Source organism: Arthrobacter sp. efr-133-R2A-120, assembly GCF_030209835.1.
Classification (GTDB): domain Bacteria; phylum Actinomycetota; class Actinomycetes; order Actinomycetales; family Micrococcaceae; genus Arthrobacter.
Map to the genome: position 1 here is coordinate 51149 of NZ_JARVRF010000010.1, position 18603 is coordinate 69751.

18 protein-coding genes, 1 tRNA gene and 1 other RNA gene are annotated in these 18603 nt (G+C 63.1%); 11 read left to right on the top strand and 9 right to left on the bottom strand.

Going from position 1 to position 18603, the window contains the following annotated elements; genetic code table 11:
- Positions 1 to 29: 29 nt before the first annotated feature.
- On the top strand, positions 30 to 1343 hold the full coding sequence (locus QRN52_RS06635; RefSeq protein WP_284751985.1) for a glycosyltransferase 87 family protein: 1314 nt from the start codon (positions 30 to 32) through the stop codon (positions 1341 to 1343).
- A gap of 34 nt (positions 1344 to 1377) precedes the next feature.
- The gene (locus tag QRN52_RS06640; protein ID WP_284751959.1) at positions 1378 to 2631 is read left to right on the top strand and encodes a glycosyltransferase 87 family protein; all 1254 of its coding nucleotides are present in this window, start codon (positions 1378 to 1380) and stop codon (positions 2629 to 2631) included.
- Here the strand turns inward: QRN52_RS06640 and mptB are convergent.
- Positions 2615 to 4240: a polyprenol phosphomannose-dependent alpha 1,6 mannosyltransferase MptB gene (mptB, locus tag QRN52_RS06645; protein WP_284751986.1), complete on the bottom strand. Its 1626-nt coding sequence runs from the start codon at positions 4238 to 4240 to the stop codon at positions 2615 to 2617. The two genes, QRN52_RS06640 and mptB, sit on opposite strands and share 17 nt — an antisense overlap.
- Positions 4241 to 4391: 151 nt before the next feature.
- Between mptB and orn the strand changes: the two genes are divergently transcribed.
- The 4 genes from orn (at position 4392) to QRN52_RS06665 (ending at position 6769) form a co-directional block, all read left to right on the top strand.
- Positions 4392 to 5018, top strand: coding sequence for an oligoribonuclease (gene orn / locus QRN52_RS06650; RefSeq protein ID WP_284751960.1), 627 nt, complete (start codon positions 4392 to 4394; stop codon positions 5016 to 5018).
- A 130-nt stretch (positions 5019 to 5148) separates the two neighbouring features.
- Positions 5149 to 5221, top strand: a tRNA-His gene (locus QRN52_RS06655).
- Between the two features lie 123 nt (positions 5222 to 5344).
- Positions 5345 to 5917, top strand: a complete 573-nt coding sequence (gene def, locus QRN52_RS06660) for a peptide deformylase (protein WP_284751961.1) — start codon at positions 5345 to 5347, stop codon at positions 5915 to 5917.
- A 3-nt stretch (positions 5918 to 5920) separates the two neighbouring features.
- Positions 5921 to 6769, top strand: coding sequence for an acyltransferase domain-containing protein (locus QRN52_RS06665; protein WP_284751962.1), 849 nt, complete (start codon positions 5921 to 5923; stop codon positions 6767 to 6769).
- Between the two features lie 26 nt (positions 6770 to 6795).
- Here QRN52_RS06665 and QRN52_RS06670 read toward each other — a convergent pair whose 3' ends face one another.
- The 4 genes from QRN52_RS06670 to rnpB form a co-directional block, all read right to left on the bottom strand.
- Positions 6796 to 7593, bottom strand: a complete 798-nt coding sequence (locus QRN52_RS06670; RefSeq protein ID WP_284751963.1) for an HNH endonuclease family protein — start codon at positions 7591 to 7593, stop codon at positions 6796 to 6798.
- 155 nt (positions 7594 to 7748) lie between these two features.
- A complete protein-coding gene (locus tag QRN52_RS06675) occupies positions 7749 to 7958 on the bottom strand; it encodes a hypothetical protein (RefSeq protein ID WP_284751964.1) in 210 nt (69 codons plus the stop codon).
- A gap of 86 nt (positions 7959 to 8044) precedes the next feature.
- Positions 8045 to 9541: a glyceraldehyde-3-phosphate dehydrogenase gene (locus tag QRN52_RS06680; RefSeq protein ID WP_284751965.1), complete on the bottom strand. Its 1497-nt coding sequence runs from the start codon at positions 9539 to 9541 to the stop codon at positions 8045 to 8047.
- A gap of 245 nt (positions 9542 to 9786) precedes the next feature.
- An RNA gene (gene rnpB, locus QRN52_RS06685) (RNase P RNA component class A) lies at positions 9787 to 10178 on the bottom strand.
- Between the two features lie 104 nt (positions 10179 to 10282).
- Here rnpB and QRN52_RS06690 point away from each other — a divergent pair.
- The gene (locus tag QRN52_RS06690) at positions 10283 to 11047 is read left to right on the top strand and encodes a YaaA family protein (protein WP_284751966.1); all 765 of its coding nucleotides are present in this window, start codon (positions 10283 to 10285) and stop codon (positions 11045 to 11047) included.
- A gap of 19 nt (positions 11048 to 11066) precedes the next feature.
- Here QRN52_RS06690 and QRN52_RS06695 read toward each other — a convergent pair whose 3' ends face one another.
- Positions 11067 to 11804, bottom strand: a complete 738-nt coding sequence (locus QRN52_RS06695) for a zinc ribbon domain-containing protein (protein ID WP_284751967.1) — start codon at positions 11802 to 11804, stop codon at positions 11067 to 11069.
- 110 nt (positions 11805 to 11914) lie between these two features.
- Positions 11915 to 12832, bottom strand: coding sequence for a Nif3-like dinuclear metal center hexameric protein (locus tag QRN52_RS06700; protein ID WP_284751968.1), 918 nt, complete (start codon positions 12830 to 12832; stop codon positions 11915 to 11917).
- 146 nt (positions 12833 to 12978) lie between these two features.
- On the opposite strand from QRN52_RS06700, the gene msrA reads away from it, so the two are divergent.
- The 3 genes from msrA (at position 12979) to epsC (ending at position 15149) form a co-directional block, all read left to right on the top strand.
- The gene (gene msrA / locus QRN52_RS06705; RefSeq protein ID WP_284751969.1) at positions 12979 to 13503 is read left to right on the top strand and encodes a peptide-methionine (S)-S-oxide reductase MsrA; all 525 of its coding nucleotides are present in this window, start codon (positions 12979 to 12981) and stop codon (positions 13501 to 13503) included.
- 75 nt (positions 13504 to 13578) lie between these two features.
- Positions 13579 to 14514, top strand: a complete 936-nt coding sequence (cysK, locus tag QRN52_RS06710; protein ID WP_059387764.1) for a cysteine synthase A — start codon at positions 13579 to 13581, stop codon at positions 14512 to 14514.
- A 50-nt stretch (positions 14515 to 14564) separates the two neighbouring features.
- Positions 14565 to 15149 carry a serine O-acetyltransferase EpsC gene (gene epsC, locus QRN52_RS06715; protein ID WP_284751970.1) on the top strand — a complete coding sequence of 195 codons (585 nt, stop codon included), beginning with the start codon at positions 14565 to 14567 and terminating at the stop codon, positions 15147 to 15149.
- On the opposite strand, the gene QRN52_RS06720 is transcribed toward epsC, so the two are convergent.
- Together QRN52_RS06720 and gnd are read right to left on the bottom strand one after the other, a co-directional pair.
- Positions 15146 to 15979 (bottom strand): oxidoreductase, encoded by an 834-nt coding sequence (locus QRN52_RS06720; protein ID WP_284751971.1) that lies wholly within the window; start codon positions 15977 to 15979, stop codon positions 15146 to 15148. The two genes, epsC and QRN52_RS06720, sit on opposite strands and share 4 nt — an antisense overlap.
- A 200-nt stretch (positions 15980 to 16179) precedes the next feature.
- Complete coding sequence (gene gnd, locus QRN52_RS06725; protein ID WP_284751972.1) at positions 16180 to 17616, bottom strand: NADP-dependent phosphogluconate dehydrogenase; 1437 nt, start codon at positions 17614 to 17616, stop codon at positions 16180 to 16182.
- 233 nt (positions 17617 to 17849) lie between these two features.
- Between gnd and QRN52_RS06730 the strand changes: the two genes are divergently transcribed.
- On the top strand, positions 17850 to 18578 hold the full coding sequence (locus tag QRN52_RS06730; RefSeq protein WP_284751973.1) for a FadR/GntR family transcriptional regulator: 729 nt from the start codon (positions 17850 to 17852) through the stop codon (positions 18576 to 18578).
- The last annotated feature ends 25 nt before the right edge of the window (positions 18579 to 18603 follow it).

Genomic DNA, 18603 nt, shown 5'->3' on the forward strand with positions numbered 1-18603 from the left:
GACGATAACTACCTGACAAGGATCCTCCCATTTCCACGGACTCATTCTTCAGCGCGCTCACACGGTTCCGTCATCGCGTTCTTCCCCCTTCGCTGGAGGCAAGGCTCAATTCTCCCAAGGGCCTGCTTGCAGGCTTCTGCGTCGTGCACTTGGTCTTCCTTGTGTTCGCGCTGATCCTTTCCCTGCGCGGCGAAGCCTTCAGCGACACCTTCATCTACCGGGACTGGACCTCTGCCGGGTTCCGGGATGAGAACCTCAGCGGCGGGCCCAGCCCGTGGGTCTACCCCGTCCTCGCCTTGGTACCGATGGCCATCGCAGGCTTGGCCGGACCCGGTCCGTTCTTCTTTCTCTGGGTGCTCATGATCACCCTGCTCAACGGCGTCGCCCTCGCCAAGCTCACGGGACGGGGCCGCCGTCGCGAGGCCATCCCGGCGGGATGGTGGTGGCTGGTCTTCGTCTTCATCATGGGTTGGCTGGGATTCGCCCGGGTGGACGGATTGACTGCCCCCATCGTCCTGATCGCCTTGGCGTACGGGGTGTCGCACCCGTTCATTGCCTCCACCCTCCTGAGCGTTGCCACCTGGATGAAGGTTTGGCCGGCCGCCGTCATGCTTTCGTTGTTCACCGTGGTCAAGCAGAGAACCAAAGTGGTGGCTGCCGGTATTCTGACCAGCGTCTTAGTGATCGCCCTGACGGCTGCCGTAGGTCAACTGCCGAAGCTCCTTAACTTCCTGACCCAGCAAGGCGATCGTGGCATGCAGTTGGAAGCGACCTTCACCACTCCTTGGTTGTGGCTCTCGGTCCTCCATGTGGGTGACTCGAGAATGTACATGAACACGGACATCAACTCGATGCAGGTGGATGGGCCGGGCACGGCCTTCATGTCATTCCTCATGCAGCCCCTCCTTGCCCTCGCCGCGATTCTGGTGGCTGCCCTGACCTTCTGGGCACTCCACAACGGCAAGCGAAGTGGCGGAGCGGACCGCACCGAACTATTACTGGCTGGATCCCTGACCATGGCCACGGCCTTCGTCGTGTTCAACAAGGTCGGGTCACCCCAGTTCATGGTGTGGCTGGCGCCTGCCGTCGCCGTCGGGCTTGCCCACAGCTGGAAGGAATGGCGGGTGCCCGCGGCGATGCTCATCGCCATTGGGGTGGCCACATACTTCATCTACCCCCTCTTCTATGACGCACTCAGCCATAACAACCCTTTGATGGCCTTGGTCCTGACGGTGCGCAACGTCCTGCTGGTGGTCCTGTTCTGCTGGTCCGTACGCCGCCTGTACCTTTTGGGCAAGAAGATCCCGGCCAACGAACCGGCCGCCGCTGCCAAGGAGTCCTGAGATTTCCGTTCGATTCTTCGACGGGCTGGCCCGCGTGCGCGACGCCGCCCTGCCGCCTGCCGCCGTCGACTGGTTCAGCCGTCCCTCCAGCGTTTGGTGGGGTTTCGCCGCCATCCATGTGTACTTCCTCGGCTGGATGGCAAGTTTCTTCCTGTCCGGAAACACGTTCAGCGACACCGAGCAGTACCGTCAGTGGGCGATGGCCGGCTACAACCCCGCGGATCTCCACGGAGCCATCAGCCCTTGGGTTTACCCGGTGCTCGCCCAGATTCCGATCTTCCTGGCCAACATCGCGGGCCCTGGTCCATACCTGCTGGTGTGGACGTTGATCATCACTGCGCTCAATGCGGCCGGTTTATTCATCTTGACCCGCGGCCCGCGCAAGGCAAGCGGTATTGCCCCTGCTTGGTGGTGGCTGTTCTTTACCGCGTTCATGGGCTACCTCAGCTTCGCCCGGGTGGAGGGCATCACGGCACCCATCGTGCTGGTCGCCCTGCTGTATGCCGCCACGCGGCCCGTGGCGGCGGGCATCCTCCTCAGCATCGCCACGTGGATCAAAGTCTGGCCAGCCGCCGTCCTGGTACCCATCGTCATCGCGAGCCACCGCAGGCTGAGAATCATCGCGTGCGGCGCGGCCGTCACCGCAGCCGTCGCACTGGGCACCTACCTTTCAGGCGGCCTCCCGCATATCCTGGACTTTTTGACCAACCAGGGTGAACGCGGCATGCAACTGGAAGCCACGTTCTCAACGCCCTGGGTCTGGTTGAGCGTGTTCAACATCGGCGGCTCCAAAATCGCCGACAACGTCGCCATCAATTCCACCGAGGTGTACGGGCCGGGAGCCAATGTGGCGGCGTTCATGATGCAGCCGCTCTTGGTGCTTGCCGCCGTCGCGGGCTCTGCCCTCTTGCTTTGGGCGCTTCGGCGGGGCGCCGAACCTGAAGAGCTGTTTCTCGAGGGCGCCCTCATGATGACCACCGCGTTCATCGTGTTCAACAAGGTGGGGTCGCCGCAATTCATCATCTGGCTTGCGCCGGTGGTTATCGCCGGGCTGACCCACGACTGGAACCGTTGGCGGGTTCCTGCCGCCCTCCTGATGGGGATCGCCATGACGACTTTTGTGATCTACCCGCTGTTCTACACGCCGCTGATCCACGCCAACCCCGTGATGGCAGCGGTGCTCACTGCACGAAACGTGCTTTTGGTTGTCCTGCTCTGGTGGTCCGTGCAGCGGACCGTGGAACTGGGACGCAAGTCCAGCGCAAGAACTGCTATTCGGAGCGCCTGAGCCGCTGCTCAAGCCTGCGGAGCAGTTGCGCAGGGGTGGAACGGATCAGCAGCCTTCGCGTGTGAACGTCCAACACCATCAGGTAGACAGTGAATCCCGCGGCCACCAAGAAGGACAGGGAGGACACTTTGACGTTCAGTTCCACGAAGGACAGCACCGAAATCTGATCCTGTGCGCCGAAGGCCACGAAGAACGTCACGGCGACATAGAGGGACTTGATCTGCCAGTCGTCCCTGATGCCTGTGACCGCGAGCAGCGGGATGAACCACAGGATGTACCACGGCTGGATAATCGGAGAAAGCATGACGACGGCGGCAAACGCCAGGGCCGCGCGTCTCACCAGCCGTGAATAGTCGCCGCGGAACATCAGGACAACCACCAACCCGATTCCGGCCCACTTCATGAGGGTGCGCAGCCCCGTGGCCACAGTGGACCCAGGCAGTCCCAGGAGGTTAGCGATCACCTCGACCTGCTGGCCCAGGAAGCCCGAAGGCGAGTATCCCGTGTAGCCGGGTGTCGGATCGAGGATGGCCCAGACCCATCCGAAGCCAAGGTTGTAAGGAATCCCGCTCACTGCCAGGACTGCAAAGCTGATGCCCGCCGTCGCGCCCCAGAACAGGAACTTGCGGGCCCAACTGGCAGCAGGACCTGCCCACATGAGGCCTATGAAAGGCAAGAGAAGTACCGTGATCGGCTTGATGCCTATGGACGCCGTGACCAGCAGAAGCCCGGTGATATGGCGCCCTGTGGCTGCAAAATACATCCCGGCCACCGCCAGGCCCACCATGAGGGCATCGTTGTGGGCGCTCGCGACGAAGCTGATGAGAAAGAGCGGGTTGGCCACCGCGATCCACAGCGCACGGCCGGGATTGATCCCGTGCAGTTCAGCGAGCCTGGGAACATACACCACGCAGAGCAGCACTCCGACAGTCGCCACAACGCGAAAGAGCAAAACGGAAAAATCGGGCTGGGCGTCGGTGATGCCCACAACCCACCTGGCAAGCCACAGGAAGTAGGGTCCGTACGGTGTCTTGGCTTCAGCCCAGGCAGGGTCGGCGCCCAGGGAAAACCAGTTGCTGAGCGAAGAAATCCCTGCCGTGTATGGGTTCTGGCCTTCCAGCACCAGCCTGCCTTGGCCGGTATAGGCGTACACGTCGCGTGAATAGATGGGCACGGCAAACATCAGGGGCGCTGCCCACGCCGCTACGGCGACAACCACGGATCTGAGCGAGCCTGGCCCCCAGTCCTTGAGCCTTTGCCCGAGCCTCAACCATGACCTGACCAAAAGCATGGCCCCCGCCGTCAGCAGGATGGTGGAGGTCGTGACGCCCCAGCCCTCAGTGCGCAGGGCGATGACAAGGGGGTGCCTGAACATGGGCGAGCCGTTGGCGATCCAGCCGGCGCCGATCGAACCGGCGAAGGTCATCAGGGACCCAAAAAATCCTTGCCAGATGGCCACAAAGGCCTTGATCTGGTCGGGAGTGGCGGCCCCGATGAGCGTGTTATCCGGGGAATCGAGACGGGCGACGGCCTTCTCCGACGGCGCCGAGGGTTCCTTTGCCTCGTCCCGGCTATTTGAGGTGCCCACGCCCGTTCCGCCTGCCGTCATGATATTCCAGTCCCTACCTACATTGGTCCAGCTCATCGATGCAGGCAACAACCGCTCGACAACGGCCCAGTTTACCAGCCGCAGTATGCCGCGGGCGCGGAACGGAGCGCCCCGACACCCTTCCCGCGCGCCCGAAAGGTAGGCTTGACGAGTGCCTATTACTAATGAACGCATCGTCTGGATCGACTGTGAGATGACCGGTCTCGACCTGGAAAACGACGCCCTGATCGAGGTCGCGGCCTTGGTCACCGATTCGGAGCTGAACATCCTGGGTGATGGCGTAGACGTCGTCATCAAGCCTGAAGACGCTGCGCTTGAACAGATGAACGACTTCGTCCGCGACATGCACACCCGTTCGAAACTCCTGGACGAGCTCCCGCACGGCAAGACCATGGCCGAGGCCGAAGCGATCGTCCTGGAGTACATCGAGAAATGGGTACCCGATCCGAAGAAGGCACCGCTGGGTGGCAACTCAGTCGGCACAGACCGGATGTTCCTCGCGCGGGACATGCCCAACATCGTCGAACACCTCCACTACCGGGTCATCGATGTCAGCACTATCAAGGAGCTCTCCCGCCGATGGTTCCCCCGCGCCTATTTCCAGTCGCCCGCCAAACATGGCGGCCACCGCGCGCTCGGAGACATCAGGGACTCCATCGACGAGCTGCGCTACTATCGCGAGGCCGTGTTCGTCCCGGCTCCTGGACCCGATACAGCAACGGCCCAGAAGATTTCCAAGCAGATTGCACCTGGCCCGGAGGCCCCGGCAAGCACGTGATCTGAGGCACCTTTTCGGGAAATTTCAGCCAAACGGTCAAAAGTGGCAAAACCACCCCTCAAGACGGGGTATAGTTTTTGTCGTTGCCTTCGCAGCGAACGGGTCATTCCGAAAGCGTAAAAGGCGCATGGTGGGCGTAGCTCAGTTGGCAGAGCGCCTGGTTGTGGTCCAGGAGGTCGCGGGTTCAACCCCCGTCGCTCACCCTCATGAGGTCGGTAGCAATTATCGATCGCAGCCAAAGGCCGTACTGGTTATCCAGTGCGGCCTTTGCTTTGTCCCGGCCGATTTTGGCCATTCCAGACCCGAGAACCAGAGGAACACCTGACATGACCGTCCTGCCAGTCACCATCTGGGGCGAGCCCGTGCTTCACCGCCGGGCGAGCGAGGTAGATGAGTTCGATGACGAACTGCGCACCTTGATTGCGGACATGTTCGAGACCAACGAAGCCGCCAACGGCGTCGGGCTGGCGGCACCCCAGGTGGGCGTCGGTAAACGGATCTTCATCTTCAAATACGCGAACGACGACGACGCACCCGACGAAGGCGTCCTGGTCAACCCGGTTCTCACCCTCTCCAAGATCCCCGGAGCACTTCCGGATCCCGAAGAAGACGTCGAAGGCTGCCTGTCATTCCCCGGGGAACACTACCCGCTGCAGCGGGCCGAATGGGCTCGCGTCCAGGGCTTCGACGGCTACGGCAAGCCAGTGGATTTCGTTGCGACAGGCTGGTTCGCGAGGGTCATGCAGCACGAATTCGACCACCTTGACGGCAAGCTCTACGTGAACCGCCTGGTTGACCGCTACGCCAAGAAGGCCATGAAGCAGGCCAAGAAGAACGGCTGGGGAGTACCCGGCTTGACCTGGATGCCGGGCGTCGATCCGGATCCCTTCGGGCACTGACTGATGGGCGACATCGCGCAGGACGAATTGTTCAGCCTCCTCGACATCCACGGCGAGGACGCCTTGGCGTGTGCCGCGTTGCTGGGGTCACCGCCCGGAGACGGAACGCGACGGGCCCTTGCCGTGCTTCACGCCCGATTGGGCGCCTTTCCAAGCAAATCTGCCCCCGCCGATGGCTGCACGGAGACGGACTGGATTGAGGCGCTCCTGCGCTTCGCTCCTGTGGTCCACCGCCATCATCTTGCCCTTGGTATCCCGCCGGAATCTTCCGCCGCGATCCTGGCCGATGTGGGACTGAACCTTCGCATCAATCGACGGGTTCATGGGCGCTTCGGTTTGGACACGTGGGCGTGGCTGACGCTTCACATGGCCGGAAACATCTTCCGGATCGGCCGCTTGCAATTCCACCTTGTCCGCGGCGACGCGGAAGGGTCCGCCGCAAGCGACTCCTGGGTGCTGGGGATACACATCCCGGAAGATGGTGGTCTCTCCCCCGCCCTCGTAGACACGAGCCTCAGCCAGGCCAGGGAGTTCTTTGACCTACACTTCCCGGACAAAGCGGTCTCCGCGGCGAGCTGCGACTCCTGGATGCTGGATCCCTATCTGGCACAGAAACTACCGGACAGCAACATCGCAGCTTTTGCCCGCCGATTCACCCTCGACCGCTGCTCCGACGCCCCGGGCGACGCTGTCTACTTCACCTTCCGGCACCGGGGCATGGAAAACCTTGACCAGCTCCCCCGCGAAACCTCGCTTCAGCGAGTGGTGCTGGAGAGGATCGACGAAGGCGGAGTCTGGCAACTCGGACACGGCCACTTGGTAATTCCTCCAGCCCAGGCCAAGCGCGCCTGACGCGGCAGCCCCGCGCTTCCGGGTGGCTACATCGCCCTGATGGTCCGCTGGCCGGGGCACGAGTCCAGGACGCGCCTCATGGCGTCTTTCTCTGCCTGGGTGACCCAGAGCCTGTAGGCGGCTTTGACGGACACCTGCCGGGCTACGTAATGGCAGCGAAAGCATTTGTTGGCAGGGAGCCAACTCGCGGCGTCGCTCGCGCCCTTCTTCACGTTGGCAGGACCGTCGACGGCAATCAGGTTGAGGGGATCATTGGCGAGGCTTTGGCGCTGCTTGGCCGTGAGCTGCTGGGCACCCTTCTGCCAGGCGTCCCCGAGAGCCACCACATGGTCGATCTGTACGGCCGAGCTGCTTTCGGAGCCCCGGCGGAAATGGATGTCCTGGCCGATGTATGGCTCACGTAGCTCCCCGGAAGCGATCCTGCATTTGGAGCCTGCCGTGAACTCCGCCGCTGCAAGATCCCGCCTAAGGATGTCGTTCCTGGTATCGCAGCCGTTCCGGTCGACGTCGAGCCATGCCTGGCCGAATTCGTTGCGGTCATAGTTGTCCTTGGCGGCGCGCCCCTTCACGGGAAGCGCTTCCAGTGCATCAACGGCTGAACCGGCAGGTACCGGCTGAACAGCTTCCACCGGCTTCATCCAACTCGGGTCGAAGACGGGAGCTTCCGTCGCTCCATTGCCCGGGTCCTGGGCCACTGCGAACTGGCCGTTGCTGAAGAACCACCCTATGCCGGCAAGTCCACCGGCGATGATAAGGATCACCAGCACCCAGGCCTGCCGGGACTGACGGCGGGCGCGTCGATAGGCGGCCCAAGTGGTGCTCAAGGGATTGTGTCCTTTCGGGGAGAAATACGTCCCTTGAGACTAGATCAGGGCACTGACAACCGACGTCGATATCCACAGTGTGGAGGACAAGTCACAGTGTCGGAACAATCACAACTGCCCGTACAAGCCAGCGTGCGGCCCGTTGCAGCGGCGGCTTACTGCTCCTTGGTGACGCGTTTCAGGTCTTCGGCCGCCAACTCCAGAAGCGACCTCAATTGGATGACTCGGTCCTCAGCGATATCACCGGCGGCGTGTGCGGCCTTGGCTTCGTCGAGCAGGCGCTGGGCTTCCTTGAGGTTGGCGCGCGCTACGTCCAGTGCGTGTTCCAGGGTTGTTTCATGTTCCAGAATCTTTTCGCTTTCCATGCGTCCATTCTGGTCAGGTTTCCCGGCTGATACCAGCGAATCAGCCGGGAATCCCCTGTGTCTTTCCTGGTCCTGACCAGAGCCGGCTAGACGCCGGCGGGCTCCAACGTTGCCTTGGACTCAAGGTCAACAGCAACACTGCGTGCCGGGAACGACGGCGGGTTCACCCCGGCCATTTCCTCCATGACACGCACTACCTGGCAGGAGTAACCGAATTCGTTGTCGTACCAGACGTAGACCACGAGGTTCTTGTCGTTGGCGATGGTGGCCAGGCCGTCCACGATGCCTGCACGGCGGGAGCCCACGAAGTCCGTGGAGACGACCTCGGGTGAGTCGATGAAGTCGATCTGCTTGCGCAGCTCCGAGTGCAGGGACATCTCGCGAAGGTAGTTGTTGACTTCCTCCTTCGTGGTTCCCTTTTCAAGGTTCAGGTTCAGGATGGCCATCGACACGTCCGGGGTGGGGACGCGGATCGCGTTGCCGGTCAGCTTGCCCTGCAGTTCCGGAAGGGCCTTCGCCACTGCCTTGGCCGCACCCGTTTCGGTGATGACCATGTTCAGGGCGGCCGAGCGGCCGCGGCGGTCGCCCTTGTGGAAGTTGTCGATCAGGTTCTGGTCGTTCGTGAACGAGTGCACGGTTTCCACGTGGCCGTGGACGACGCCGAACTTGTCGTTGAGTGCCTTGAGCACCGGGGTGATGGCGTTCGTGGTGCACGAGGCCGCGGTGACGATCGTGTCCGTGTCCTCGATGGAGGAGTGGTTGATGCCGTGGACGATGTTCTTCAGCTCGCCCTTGCCCGGAGCCGTGAGCAGCACGCGCGCGACACCCTTGCTCTGCAGGTGCTGGGACAGGCCCTCGGCGTCGCGCCAGCGGCCCGTGTTGTCGACCACGAGCGCATCCTTGATGCCGTAGGCCGTGTAGTCAACGGTGGAGGGGTTGTCCGAGTAGATGACCTGGATCTGGACACCGTTGGCCGTGATCGTGTTGCATTCCTCGTCCACGCGGATGGTGCCTTCGAAGGAGCCGTGCACCGAGTCGCGCCGCAGCAGGCTGGCGCGCTTGACGAGGTCGTTCTCGGCACCCTTGCGGACCACGATCGCGCGCAGCCGCAGGCCGTGCCCGCCGCCGGCCTTTTCGATGAGGAGGCGCGCCAGCAGGCGGCCGATACGACCGAAACCGTAGAGCACGACGTCGGTGCTGGTCCGGTCATCCGCGCCGCGGCGCCCGACAACCTCGGCAAGTTCGGCGCGCAGGAAGTCTTCCAGGGGCGTTCCCGGGGCCTCGGCCTTGTACTTCTCGTTCAGGCGGGCGATGTCGATCGCAGCAGCCCCGAGTTCAAGCTCGGCCAAGATGTTCAGCAGCGGCGCGGTTTCCTCGAGCCGGAGTTCGTCCTTGCTCATCCGGCGCGCGAAGCGGTGGGCTTTCAAGATGTTCATCGACGACTTGTTGATGAGGCTGCGCCCGTGGATGCTCGTCACCACGTTGTTTTCACGGTACAGCCGGCCGATCACCGGAATCATGGCCTCGGCCAGCGCTTCGCGGCCCATCCACGTATCAAGACAAGAATCTGATGACTGGCTCACAGAACTACCTTCCTAGGGTCAGCTACATACGTCCTCGTACGTAGATGGTGGCCGCCCGGAGTAATCCAACGGCACTGGCATCGGCGGGACTTCGGTCTGCCCGGACACCTCGAACGTTGCAAAGAAAAACCGCCGGCTGCGAACGCAGAACCGGCGGTGGAACTTCTACGTTCACTGTCCATTCTAAGGTCTGGCACGGGAGGCTTTGGCCGCCGGAATGCGTGAAATCACTCACACAAGGCTGAGGGATGGGTTGACCGATACGCCGGGTTCTGTCCTCCCGCGCCATTGCAGGCGAAGGAGTGGCGACCATCCATCTACGGACGCCGTTGCCGACGCCCTCCAGCGGCCTACCCGGACACTCGGGCGAGCAGCCCTCGATCGTGTCCTGTCTGGCCTTGCTCCGGGTGGGGTTTACCTAGCCTCCTTGGTCACCCAAGGAGCTGGTGGTCTCTTACACCACCGTTTCACCCTTACCTGCTGCCTGCCTGTGCTGGCACACGCAGACGCAGGCGGTCTGTTCTCTGTGGCACTGGCCTGCGGGTTACCCCGAGTGGGCGTTACCCACCACCCTGCTCTATGGAGCCCGGACGTTCCTCGAGCCACTCACGTGGCGCGCGGCCGCCTAGTCAACCCATCCGCCTTACAGTCTACCGGCGTCGGGCCCTCCACATTTTCCAGACGGCGCCGCCGGACTGTGCGCCCGACGGGTGGAGCCTGTATTGCGGCTAATATCGACTGGTGCTGATTCTGTTGCCGCCTTCCGAAGGCAAGACCCCCGCCGAGAAGGGCTCCGCCGTCGAATGGGAGTCCCTGAGCTTTCCGGACCTCAACAGCTACCGGGCCAAAGTGCTCGACGCGTTGGGCCTGGTCAGCGCACATGAGGACGCCCTCGCATTGTTGGGGGTGGGCGCATCGTTGAAGGACGACGTCGAACGCAATACCCGGCTCAACGCCGAACCCGCGGCCCCTGCCCACCAGGTGTATTCCGGTGTTCTCTACGACGCGCTCGGCTACAAGACCCTGACACCGGCACAGCGCCGCAAGGCGGTGGAGTCGATCCTTGTGGTGTCCGCCCTGTGGGGCGCCATTGGCTTCGGCGACCGCGTGCCCGCCTACCGCTTGTCCATGGGAACGGCACTGCCCGACGTCGGGCGCCTCGCCTCGTTCTGGAAGCCGCAGCTCACGCAGGCCCTCGCCTCGCGGGTGGAGGGCGAGCTGCTGGTGGATTGCCGCTCCAGCACCTACGCCGCGGCTTGGGCCCCGCCAGCGGCGCAGACTGTCTCCGTCAACGTCTTTTCCGAGTCCAATGGCAAACGTACCGTCGTCAGCCACTTCGCCAAGCACACCCGTGGCGAACTGGTCCGGCATTTGTTGAGCCGTCGAGGCAAGGCCCCGGAGACGCCCGAACAGCTGCTCAAGGCCGCTTCGGAAATGTGGACGGCGGAGTTAACGGAAGGCACGGCACGCAAGCCGCACACCCTCAGCATCATCCTCCCCAACTAATGGGGTGGGGAACAGGCGGCTAGTTCCACTCGGCGGAGCGCACCAGGATGCAGCCGGAATCGGGGCAGAACACGATCTCGTCCTCGGCAGCGGCCTTGACCTCGGCAAGGTCGCCGGGGCTGAGTGTCATTCCCGAGCCTTCGGACTTGCCGTGGAACAGCCTCGCGGCGCCCACCCCGCGCTTGGCAAGGGTTTTTTCGTAGATAGCCAGCATCGCGGCGTCGAGCCCTTCGGCGAAACCGGTCCGCTGGGCTCGCACATCCGTCTCTTCGGCAACAATCTCGGCGATCGCGGCGTCAAGTTCGGCACGGATCCCGGAGAACGAACCCTGGATGTCATCGACGATCTGCTGTTGCGCGGCTTGGCGCTCCCGGAGTCCGTCCAGGCGTTCGAGGATTTCCAGCTCGACATCCTCAAGGTCCGAACGACGCTTGTTCAGTGAGGCGATATCGCTTTGCAGCGCGACGAGGTCCTTGGAAAGTCCGGTACCGCTGTTCAACCTGGCTTCGTCGCGCGCAATGCGCCCAGCCACTTGTTCGACGTCGGCCTCTGACCTGCGAAGCTCGGCTTCGGCGTCGTGGACGGCAAGTTTCGCGGCCCCGAGCGCCCCGTTGGCCACGCTGAGGGCATCCTGAAGATCGGTGATGCGGGGATCGGTCTCCAAAGCGCGACGGCGGTTCGCCAAGGATTTGAGCTTCGCATCCAACCCCTGCAGTTCGAGCAATTTCAACTGTTCCGCCGGTGCTGCCTTGGCCACGCTTACCTCCGCTTGATCGTGCCGGGACTGATATTCAGCCCCTGCCAGGCCTTGGGCCTGCTTGTCTCGACTCTAGCGCCTAGCGCGCTCCCCTGCCTCGCGCCCCAGCCTTAGCCGGGAGTGAGAATGAAGTCCCACGGATCGCTGTTGGTGGAAGCCACCCGGATCTCGACGTCGTGACCCTGGTCCGCGAGCACGTTGCCGAGCGCTTCGGCCGCGGCGGGCAACCAGAGCCATTCGCTCGCGAAATGCGATACGTCGACGAGGTACGGCCTGCCGTCAACGGCAGCTTCGCGCGCTTCGGAGGCCGGGTGGTGCCGCATGTCCGCGGTGACGTAGATGTCCGCCTGGCTGGCGCGGACGGCGTCGAAGAGGCTGTCACCGGCACCTCCGCAAACGGCGACGCGGCGCACGAGCCCGTCCTTGTCCCCGGCAACCCGCACGCCGCCGGCCACTGAGGGCAGGATCTCGAACACCCGGGCGGCGAAATCTCCGAGAGTCATGAGTTCGGGCAGGTCGCCGACCCGGCCGATCCCCTCTTCCGGCAGGCCGTGGGCCGCAGGAGCCAGCGGGACAACGTTGTCCAGCCCGAACGCGTCGGCGAGGACATCGGAAACGCCTCCGACGGCGGAGTCCCCGTTGGTGTGCACGGTCAGCAGCCCGGTGCCTGACTCAATGAGCCGATGGACAGCAAGGCCCTTGGCACTCGTGGCAGCAACGGAGGTGACGCCCTTGAGCAACAAAGGGTGGTGCGTGACGAGGAGTTCGGCGCCCCATTCAATGGCTTCCTCAATGGCGGCGAGGGTCGGATCCACGGCGAACATGACCTTGGTGACGGTGGCTGTCGGCCGTCCGACCACGAGCCCTACCTCGTCCCATTCCTCGGCGAGCGATTCCGGCCAGAGCTCCTCCGCTGCCAATAAGACCTGACCGAGCGTAGGGGTGCTGGCTCTTGGAGTTCCGGCTGTACCGTTTTCCGGTTCTTCCCCGGATCCTGTATCTGCAACCGCGGTGTTCACAGCTTCCATGCATTACATTCTTGCGCATCCGGCGGCCAAGACGCGCTTGCGGCAACCGGACTGTTTGAGATTGTTGCCAGTGGCCAGGTCTGCGCCGTCACAGTCCCGTAAGGTTGTGCGGGAATCATCCAGGACTCCCAGCCATTGAAGAGATCATGAAAACTTTTGTACTTGGTGGAGGCTGCTTCTGGTGCCTTGACGCTGTCTATCAGAAGACCAAGGGCGTCAGTTCCGTGGTTTCCGGCTACACCGGCGGGCACATCCGCAACCCTGACTATTACGACGTCTGCTCCGGAATGACGGGCCACGCGGAGGTCGTCGCCGTGACTTTCGACGAGGACATCATTCCGGCGGACATCATCCTGGACATGTTCTTCGCCCTGCACGATCCCACCACCCTCAACCGCCAGGGCTACGACGTCGGGACCCAGTACCGGTCCTCGATGTTCTACACCACCACCGAAGAAAAGATCCTCTTCGAAGAAGCCATCCTCCGGAACCAGAAACTGTGGTCCAAGCCGATTGTGACCGAGGTGAGCAGGTTGCCGGACTTCTACGAAGCCGAGTCCATCCACCAGAACTATTACGCCAAGTTCCCGGAGCAGGGCTATTGCCAGGTCATCATCAACCCCAAGCTCGCCAAGGCCCGGAAATATTACTCTTCGTGGCTCCGCGCGTAGCAGCGTGTAGCACCGCTCGTTAGGCTGACCTCAGCAGTAGCTATTTCAGCGAATTCAGAGAATAGGCATGATTACATGGCACGGATCTACGACGACGTCACCCAGCTGATCGGCGGAACCCCCCTGGTCCGCTTGAACAGGCTCACCGAAGGCTTGGACGCCACGGTTGCGGTGAAGCTGGAGTTCTACAACCCCGCCAATAGCGTCAAGGACCGTATCGGCGTCGCCATCGTCGACGCCGCCGAGAAGTCCGGTGCGCTGAAGCCGGGCGGCACCATCGTCGAGGGAACGTCGGGCAACACCGGCATCGCGCTGGCCCTGGTCGGCGCGGCGCGCGGTTACAAGGTCATCCTCACGATGCCGGAAACCATGTCCACCGAGCGCCGGGTCATGCTGCGCGCCTACGGTGCCGAGATTGTCCTGACTCCGGGCTCTGAAGGCATGCGTGGCGCCGTCGAGAAGGCACAGGAGATCGTCGCCAACACGGAGAACTCCATTTGGGCCCAGCAGTTCGCCAACGAGGCAAACCCGGCAATCCACCGCGCCACCACGGCCGAGGAAATCTGGGCGGACACCGAAGGCGGAGTGGACATCTTCGTCGGCGGCGTCGGCACTGGCGGCACCATCACCGGCGTCGGGCAGGTCCTGAAGGAGCGCAAGCCCGAAATCCAGATCGTGGCCGTTGAGCCCAAGGACTCCCCCATCCTGAACGGCGGCGCCCCGGGCCCGCACAAGATCCAGGGTCTCGGCGCGAACTTCATTCCGGAAATCCTCGACACCAACGTCTACGACGAGGTTCTCGACGCAACCCTCGAGGACTCCGTGGCCACCGCACGTGCCCTCGGCACCAAGGAAGGCATCCTGGGCGGCATCTCGGCCGGTGCGGCCGTTTGGGGTGCGCTGGAGCTCGCAAAGCGTCCGGAGAACAAGGACAAGCTCATCGTGGCAATCGTTCCCGACTTCGGCGAACGTTACATCTCCACGGTGCTTTTTGACGACATTCGCGGCTGATTGCGGACCCCGCGCAACCGCTTTCTTTCATTTCCTGTAGAAAGGTCTTTGTGAGCTTCTTCGCAAGACTTATGGAAGACCTCGAGGCCGCCCGGTCACATGACCCGGCGGCCCGAGGCTCCTTTGAGAACTTCTTTGCCTACTCCGGCCTGCATGCCATCTGGGCGCACCGCCTGACCCACAAATTGTGGCAAAAGCCTGAGTTGCGCTTCCCGGCCCGGATCATCTCGCAACTCACCCGGTTCCTGACCGGCATCGAGATCCACCCCGGCGCTACCATCGGCCGCAGGTTCTTCATTGACCATGGCATGGGTGTGGTGATCGGCGAGACTGCCGAGATCGGCGAAGACGTCATGATCTACCACGGCGTGACGTTGGGTGGCCGCTCGTTGGCCAAGGTCAAGCGGCACCCCACCATCGGAGATCGGGTCACCATCGGAGCGGGGGCCAAGGTCCTTGGTCCCATCACCATAGGCGCCGACAGTGCCATCGGCGCCAACGCCGTGGTGGTCAAGGACGCACCGCCTGAGTCGATTATCACCGGCGTCCCGGCGACGTGGCGCCACCGTGATGCCAAGAGCGAAACCAAACCCGCGGTCGACCCCGCCGAGTACTACATCGAATACCGGATCTAATCGGAAAAGCGTTTGTAGGCGTTCCAAAAAACGGTGTCGAACGCCCGGTCGGGAAGTACCCTCCGCAAGGCGAGAATGGTCCAGGCCCCCCTACCCACCGGGTATCGGGTCCTGGGCCTTCGTGACGTTGCCGCATGCACAATGGCGCCCGCCACGGTGCGCGGGTGCGTCGACAGCGCAGTTCCCGACGTCGATGCGAGAGCGGCTGCCACGATCCCGGCCTGCTCGCGATATGGTCCATGTCCTGAGACCGTCAGCAGGCTCTCCCCCGCGATGGTTCCCCATTCCGTGTCCGTGCCGGCGGGCTCGATGATAGCCACGTCGATGCCATGGGGCTTTAGTTCCAGGCGCAGGGAGTCGCTGAGGCCCTCGACAGCGAATTTGGTTGCGTGGTACCAGGCTCCCAGGGGTTCATACATTTTGCCGCCGATCGAGGAGACGTTGATGATCCTGCCGGAGGCCGCAGCACGCATCACGGGAATCACCAGCTGGGACATCCGGGCGAGGCCGAAGACATTGACCTCGAACTGGCGCCGGCCCTCATCCAACGGAACCTCTTCCAAGGAACCGTAGGATCCGTATCCGGCGTTGTTCACCAGTACGTCGATCCGCCCCTGCTCGGCCAGGACGAGGTCCACGGCGGCCTTCATCGAGTCATCCTCATTGACGTCCAAGGACAACACCTTGATTCCGTGGGCCTTGAGCGGCTCCATCTTTTCGACGCGCCGAGCCCCCGCGTACACCACCATTCCTGCCTTGCTGAGCTTGATGGCGGCTTCGAAGCCGATTCCTGTAGACGCACCTGTGACAAATGCGACGCGTTGCGGCATGGACTGCTCCTCGGGTGGCGTGTGGAGTTTCCTTCGGGACGTACCTACGGCAAAGGCCGGCGCCTCCACAGTAACGCGGAAGCACCGGCCTTTGTCTTGAACCGAATCGAGCCTGCCCCTAGAGTGGGGCAGCAGGGTCCCTACGTGGCGACGGAGTCGACACGAAAGGGCCTGCCCCAATCTGCGGGACAGTGGGGTTTTTAGTGGGTGTCGACTGCCGAGATCTCGGACTTGTCTTCGCCCCACAGGGTGTGGAAGGTACCCTCGGCGTCAACGCGGCCGTAGGTGTGCGCTCCGAAGAGGTCGCGCTGTCCCTGGATGACCGCTGCAGCGAGGCGCTTGCGGCGAAGTCCGTCGTAGTAGGCCAGCGAGGAGGAGAACACCGGAACCGGGATGCCCAGCTGGACAGCCGTGGCCACCACGCGGCGCCATGCCGGCAGCGCGCCGGCAATGGCCTTGGTGAAGGCCGGAGCGAACAGCAGGTTGGCCGGCTTCTCAACGGCAGCGTAGGCGTTGGTGATTTCCTTGAGCAGCTCGGCGCGGATGATGCAGCCGCCGCGCCACAGCGAAGCGATTTCATCGAGCTTGAGGTCCCAGCCGTATTCCTTCGCGGCGGAGGTCAGCATGTCCAGGCCCTGGGCGTAGGAAACCAGCTTGGAGGCGTAAAGCGCCTGGCGGACGTCCTCGACGAAGTTCTCCGGGACCTCGACGGCGATTTCCTCGCCGGCGAGCAGCTCCTGGCCAAGCTTGCGCTGTTCTGCCTGGGAAGAGAGGGCCCGCGCGAAGACGGACTCCGCGATGCCCGATACAGGGGAGCCGAGCTCAAGGGCGGAGATGACCGTCCAGCGGCCGGTGCCCTTCTGGCCGGCAGCATCCACGACGACGTCGACGAACGGCTTGCCCGTCTTGGCGTCCACGTGGCCGAGGACCTCCGCGGAGATTTCGATCAGGAAGGAAGCGAGTTCGCCCTTGTTCCATTCGGCGAAGATCTTGGACTGCTCGGCCGGCTCGATGCCGGCGCCGGAGCGCAGGAGATCAAAGGCTTCGCCGATGACCTGCATGTCGGCGTATTCGATGCCGTTGTGGACCATCTTGACGAAGTGGCCGGCGCCGTCGGTGCCGATCCAGGCGCAGCAGGGCTGGCCGTCAACCTTGGCCGAGATCTTTTCGAGCAGCGGGCCCAAAGCCTCGTAGGACTCCTTGGAACCACCGGGCATGATGGAGGGGCCGTTGAGGGCGCCCTCTTCGCCGCCGGAAACACCGACGCCCACGAAGTGCAGGTCCTTCTCGGCCAGCGCGGCTTCGCGGCGGCGGGTGTCCTCGTAGTGCGAGTTGCCGGCGTCGATCACGATGTCGCCGGGCTCCAGCAAGGGAACGAGCTGGTCGATGACAGCGTCAACCGGCTTGCCGGCCTTCACCATGATCAGGACGCGGCGGGGCTTCTCGAGGGAGTCCACGAGTTCCTGGAGGGTTTCCGTGCGGATGAAGTCGCCGTCCGTGCCGTGCTTGGCCAGCAGGGCGTCGGTCTTTTCGACGGAGCGGTTGTGGAGGGCAACGGTGAAGCCGTTGCGGGCCAGGTTGCGGGCCAGATTGGCGCCCATCACCGCGAGGCCGGTGACACCGATGTGTGCTGACATCAAAACTCCAATTCATTCTTGTGCATCGAGTCCTGCTAGAAGCGAGGAAACGCTTTCTAGAGCAGTAGCTGGAATAAACCATACGTATTCGGACCACGTCTGGGAAAGTTGCGCCCACGTTTTGGAAACGTCCGCGTCACAAAAGAGTCTATGTTGCGAGCCAGCACCGTGGGGAGTTCCCCGGCGCTCGGGCTTCCGGTAGCAGAGTGGTCAACGCCACTATGCTTACGACTATGTCAACCAGTCTCCACTACCGCGCTGTCGAGCACCTGGGTACCCGGATCGTCGGCGGTAAGCTCCCCACCGGTCACGTCATGTTGGCCGAGCACCTTGAGGAGGAGCTCAAGGTGTCACGGTCGGTGGTACGTGAGGCCGTCAGGGTACTGCAGTCATTGGGACTGGTGGAAACCATCAAGCGTGTTGGCATCCGGGTCCTCCCCGCGCACCGCTGGAATCCCTTCGATCCGCTTGTCATCCGTTGGCGGCTGGCCGGAGAAGGCCGCGGCGCTCAGTTGCGCTCCCTCGCCGAACTCCGTTCCGCCGTCGAGCCCGTAGCTGCGGAGCTGGCTGCGGAAAACGCTCCGGAGTCGCTGCGCAGCGAGTTGTTGGAGATCTCCCTGGCCATGCGTGAAGCGGGCCGCGCGGGCGACATGCCCACGTTCCTGGACCTTGACATCCGCTTTCACGCCTTGGTGCTCTCCGGTTCCGGCAATGAAATGTTCGCGAACTTGATCGGGCAGGTCACGGAGACGCTCACCGGCCGGACGGTTCACGGGCTCATGCCCGAACATCCGAAGGAAGCGGCCTTGCAGTGGCACCTGGATGTAGCCCAGGGCATCAGCGACGGGGATGGTGACAAAGCCCGCGAGGCCTCGTCCAACATCATGCGGGAGACCATCGCAGACCTGTCACCCAGTTGGGAAGGCCAGCCACGGGTGTTCGTTCCAGTCGAGCGGCGCTGACGGCTGACCGCCAGTGCCGCTCGGC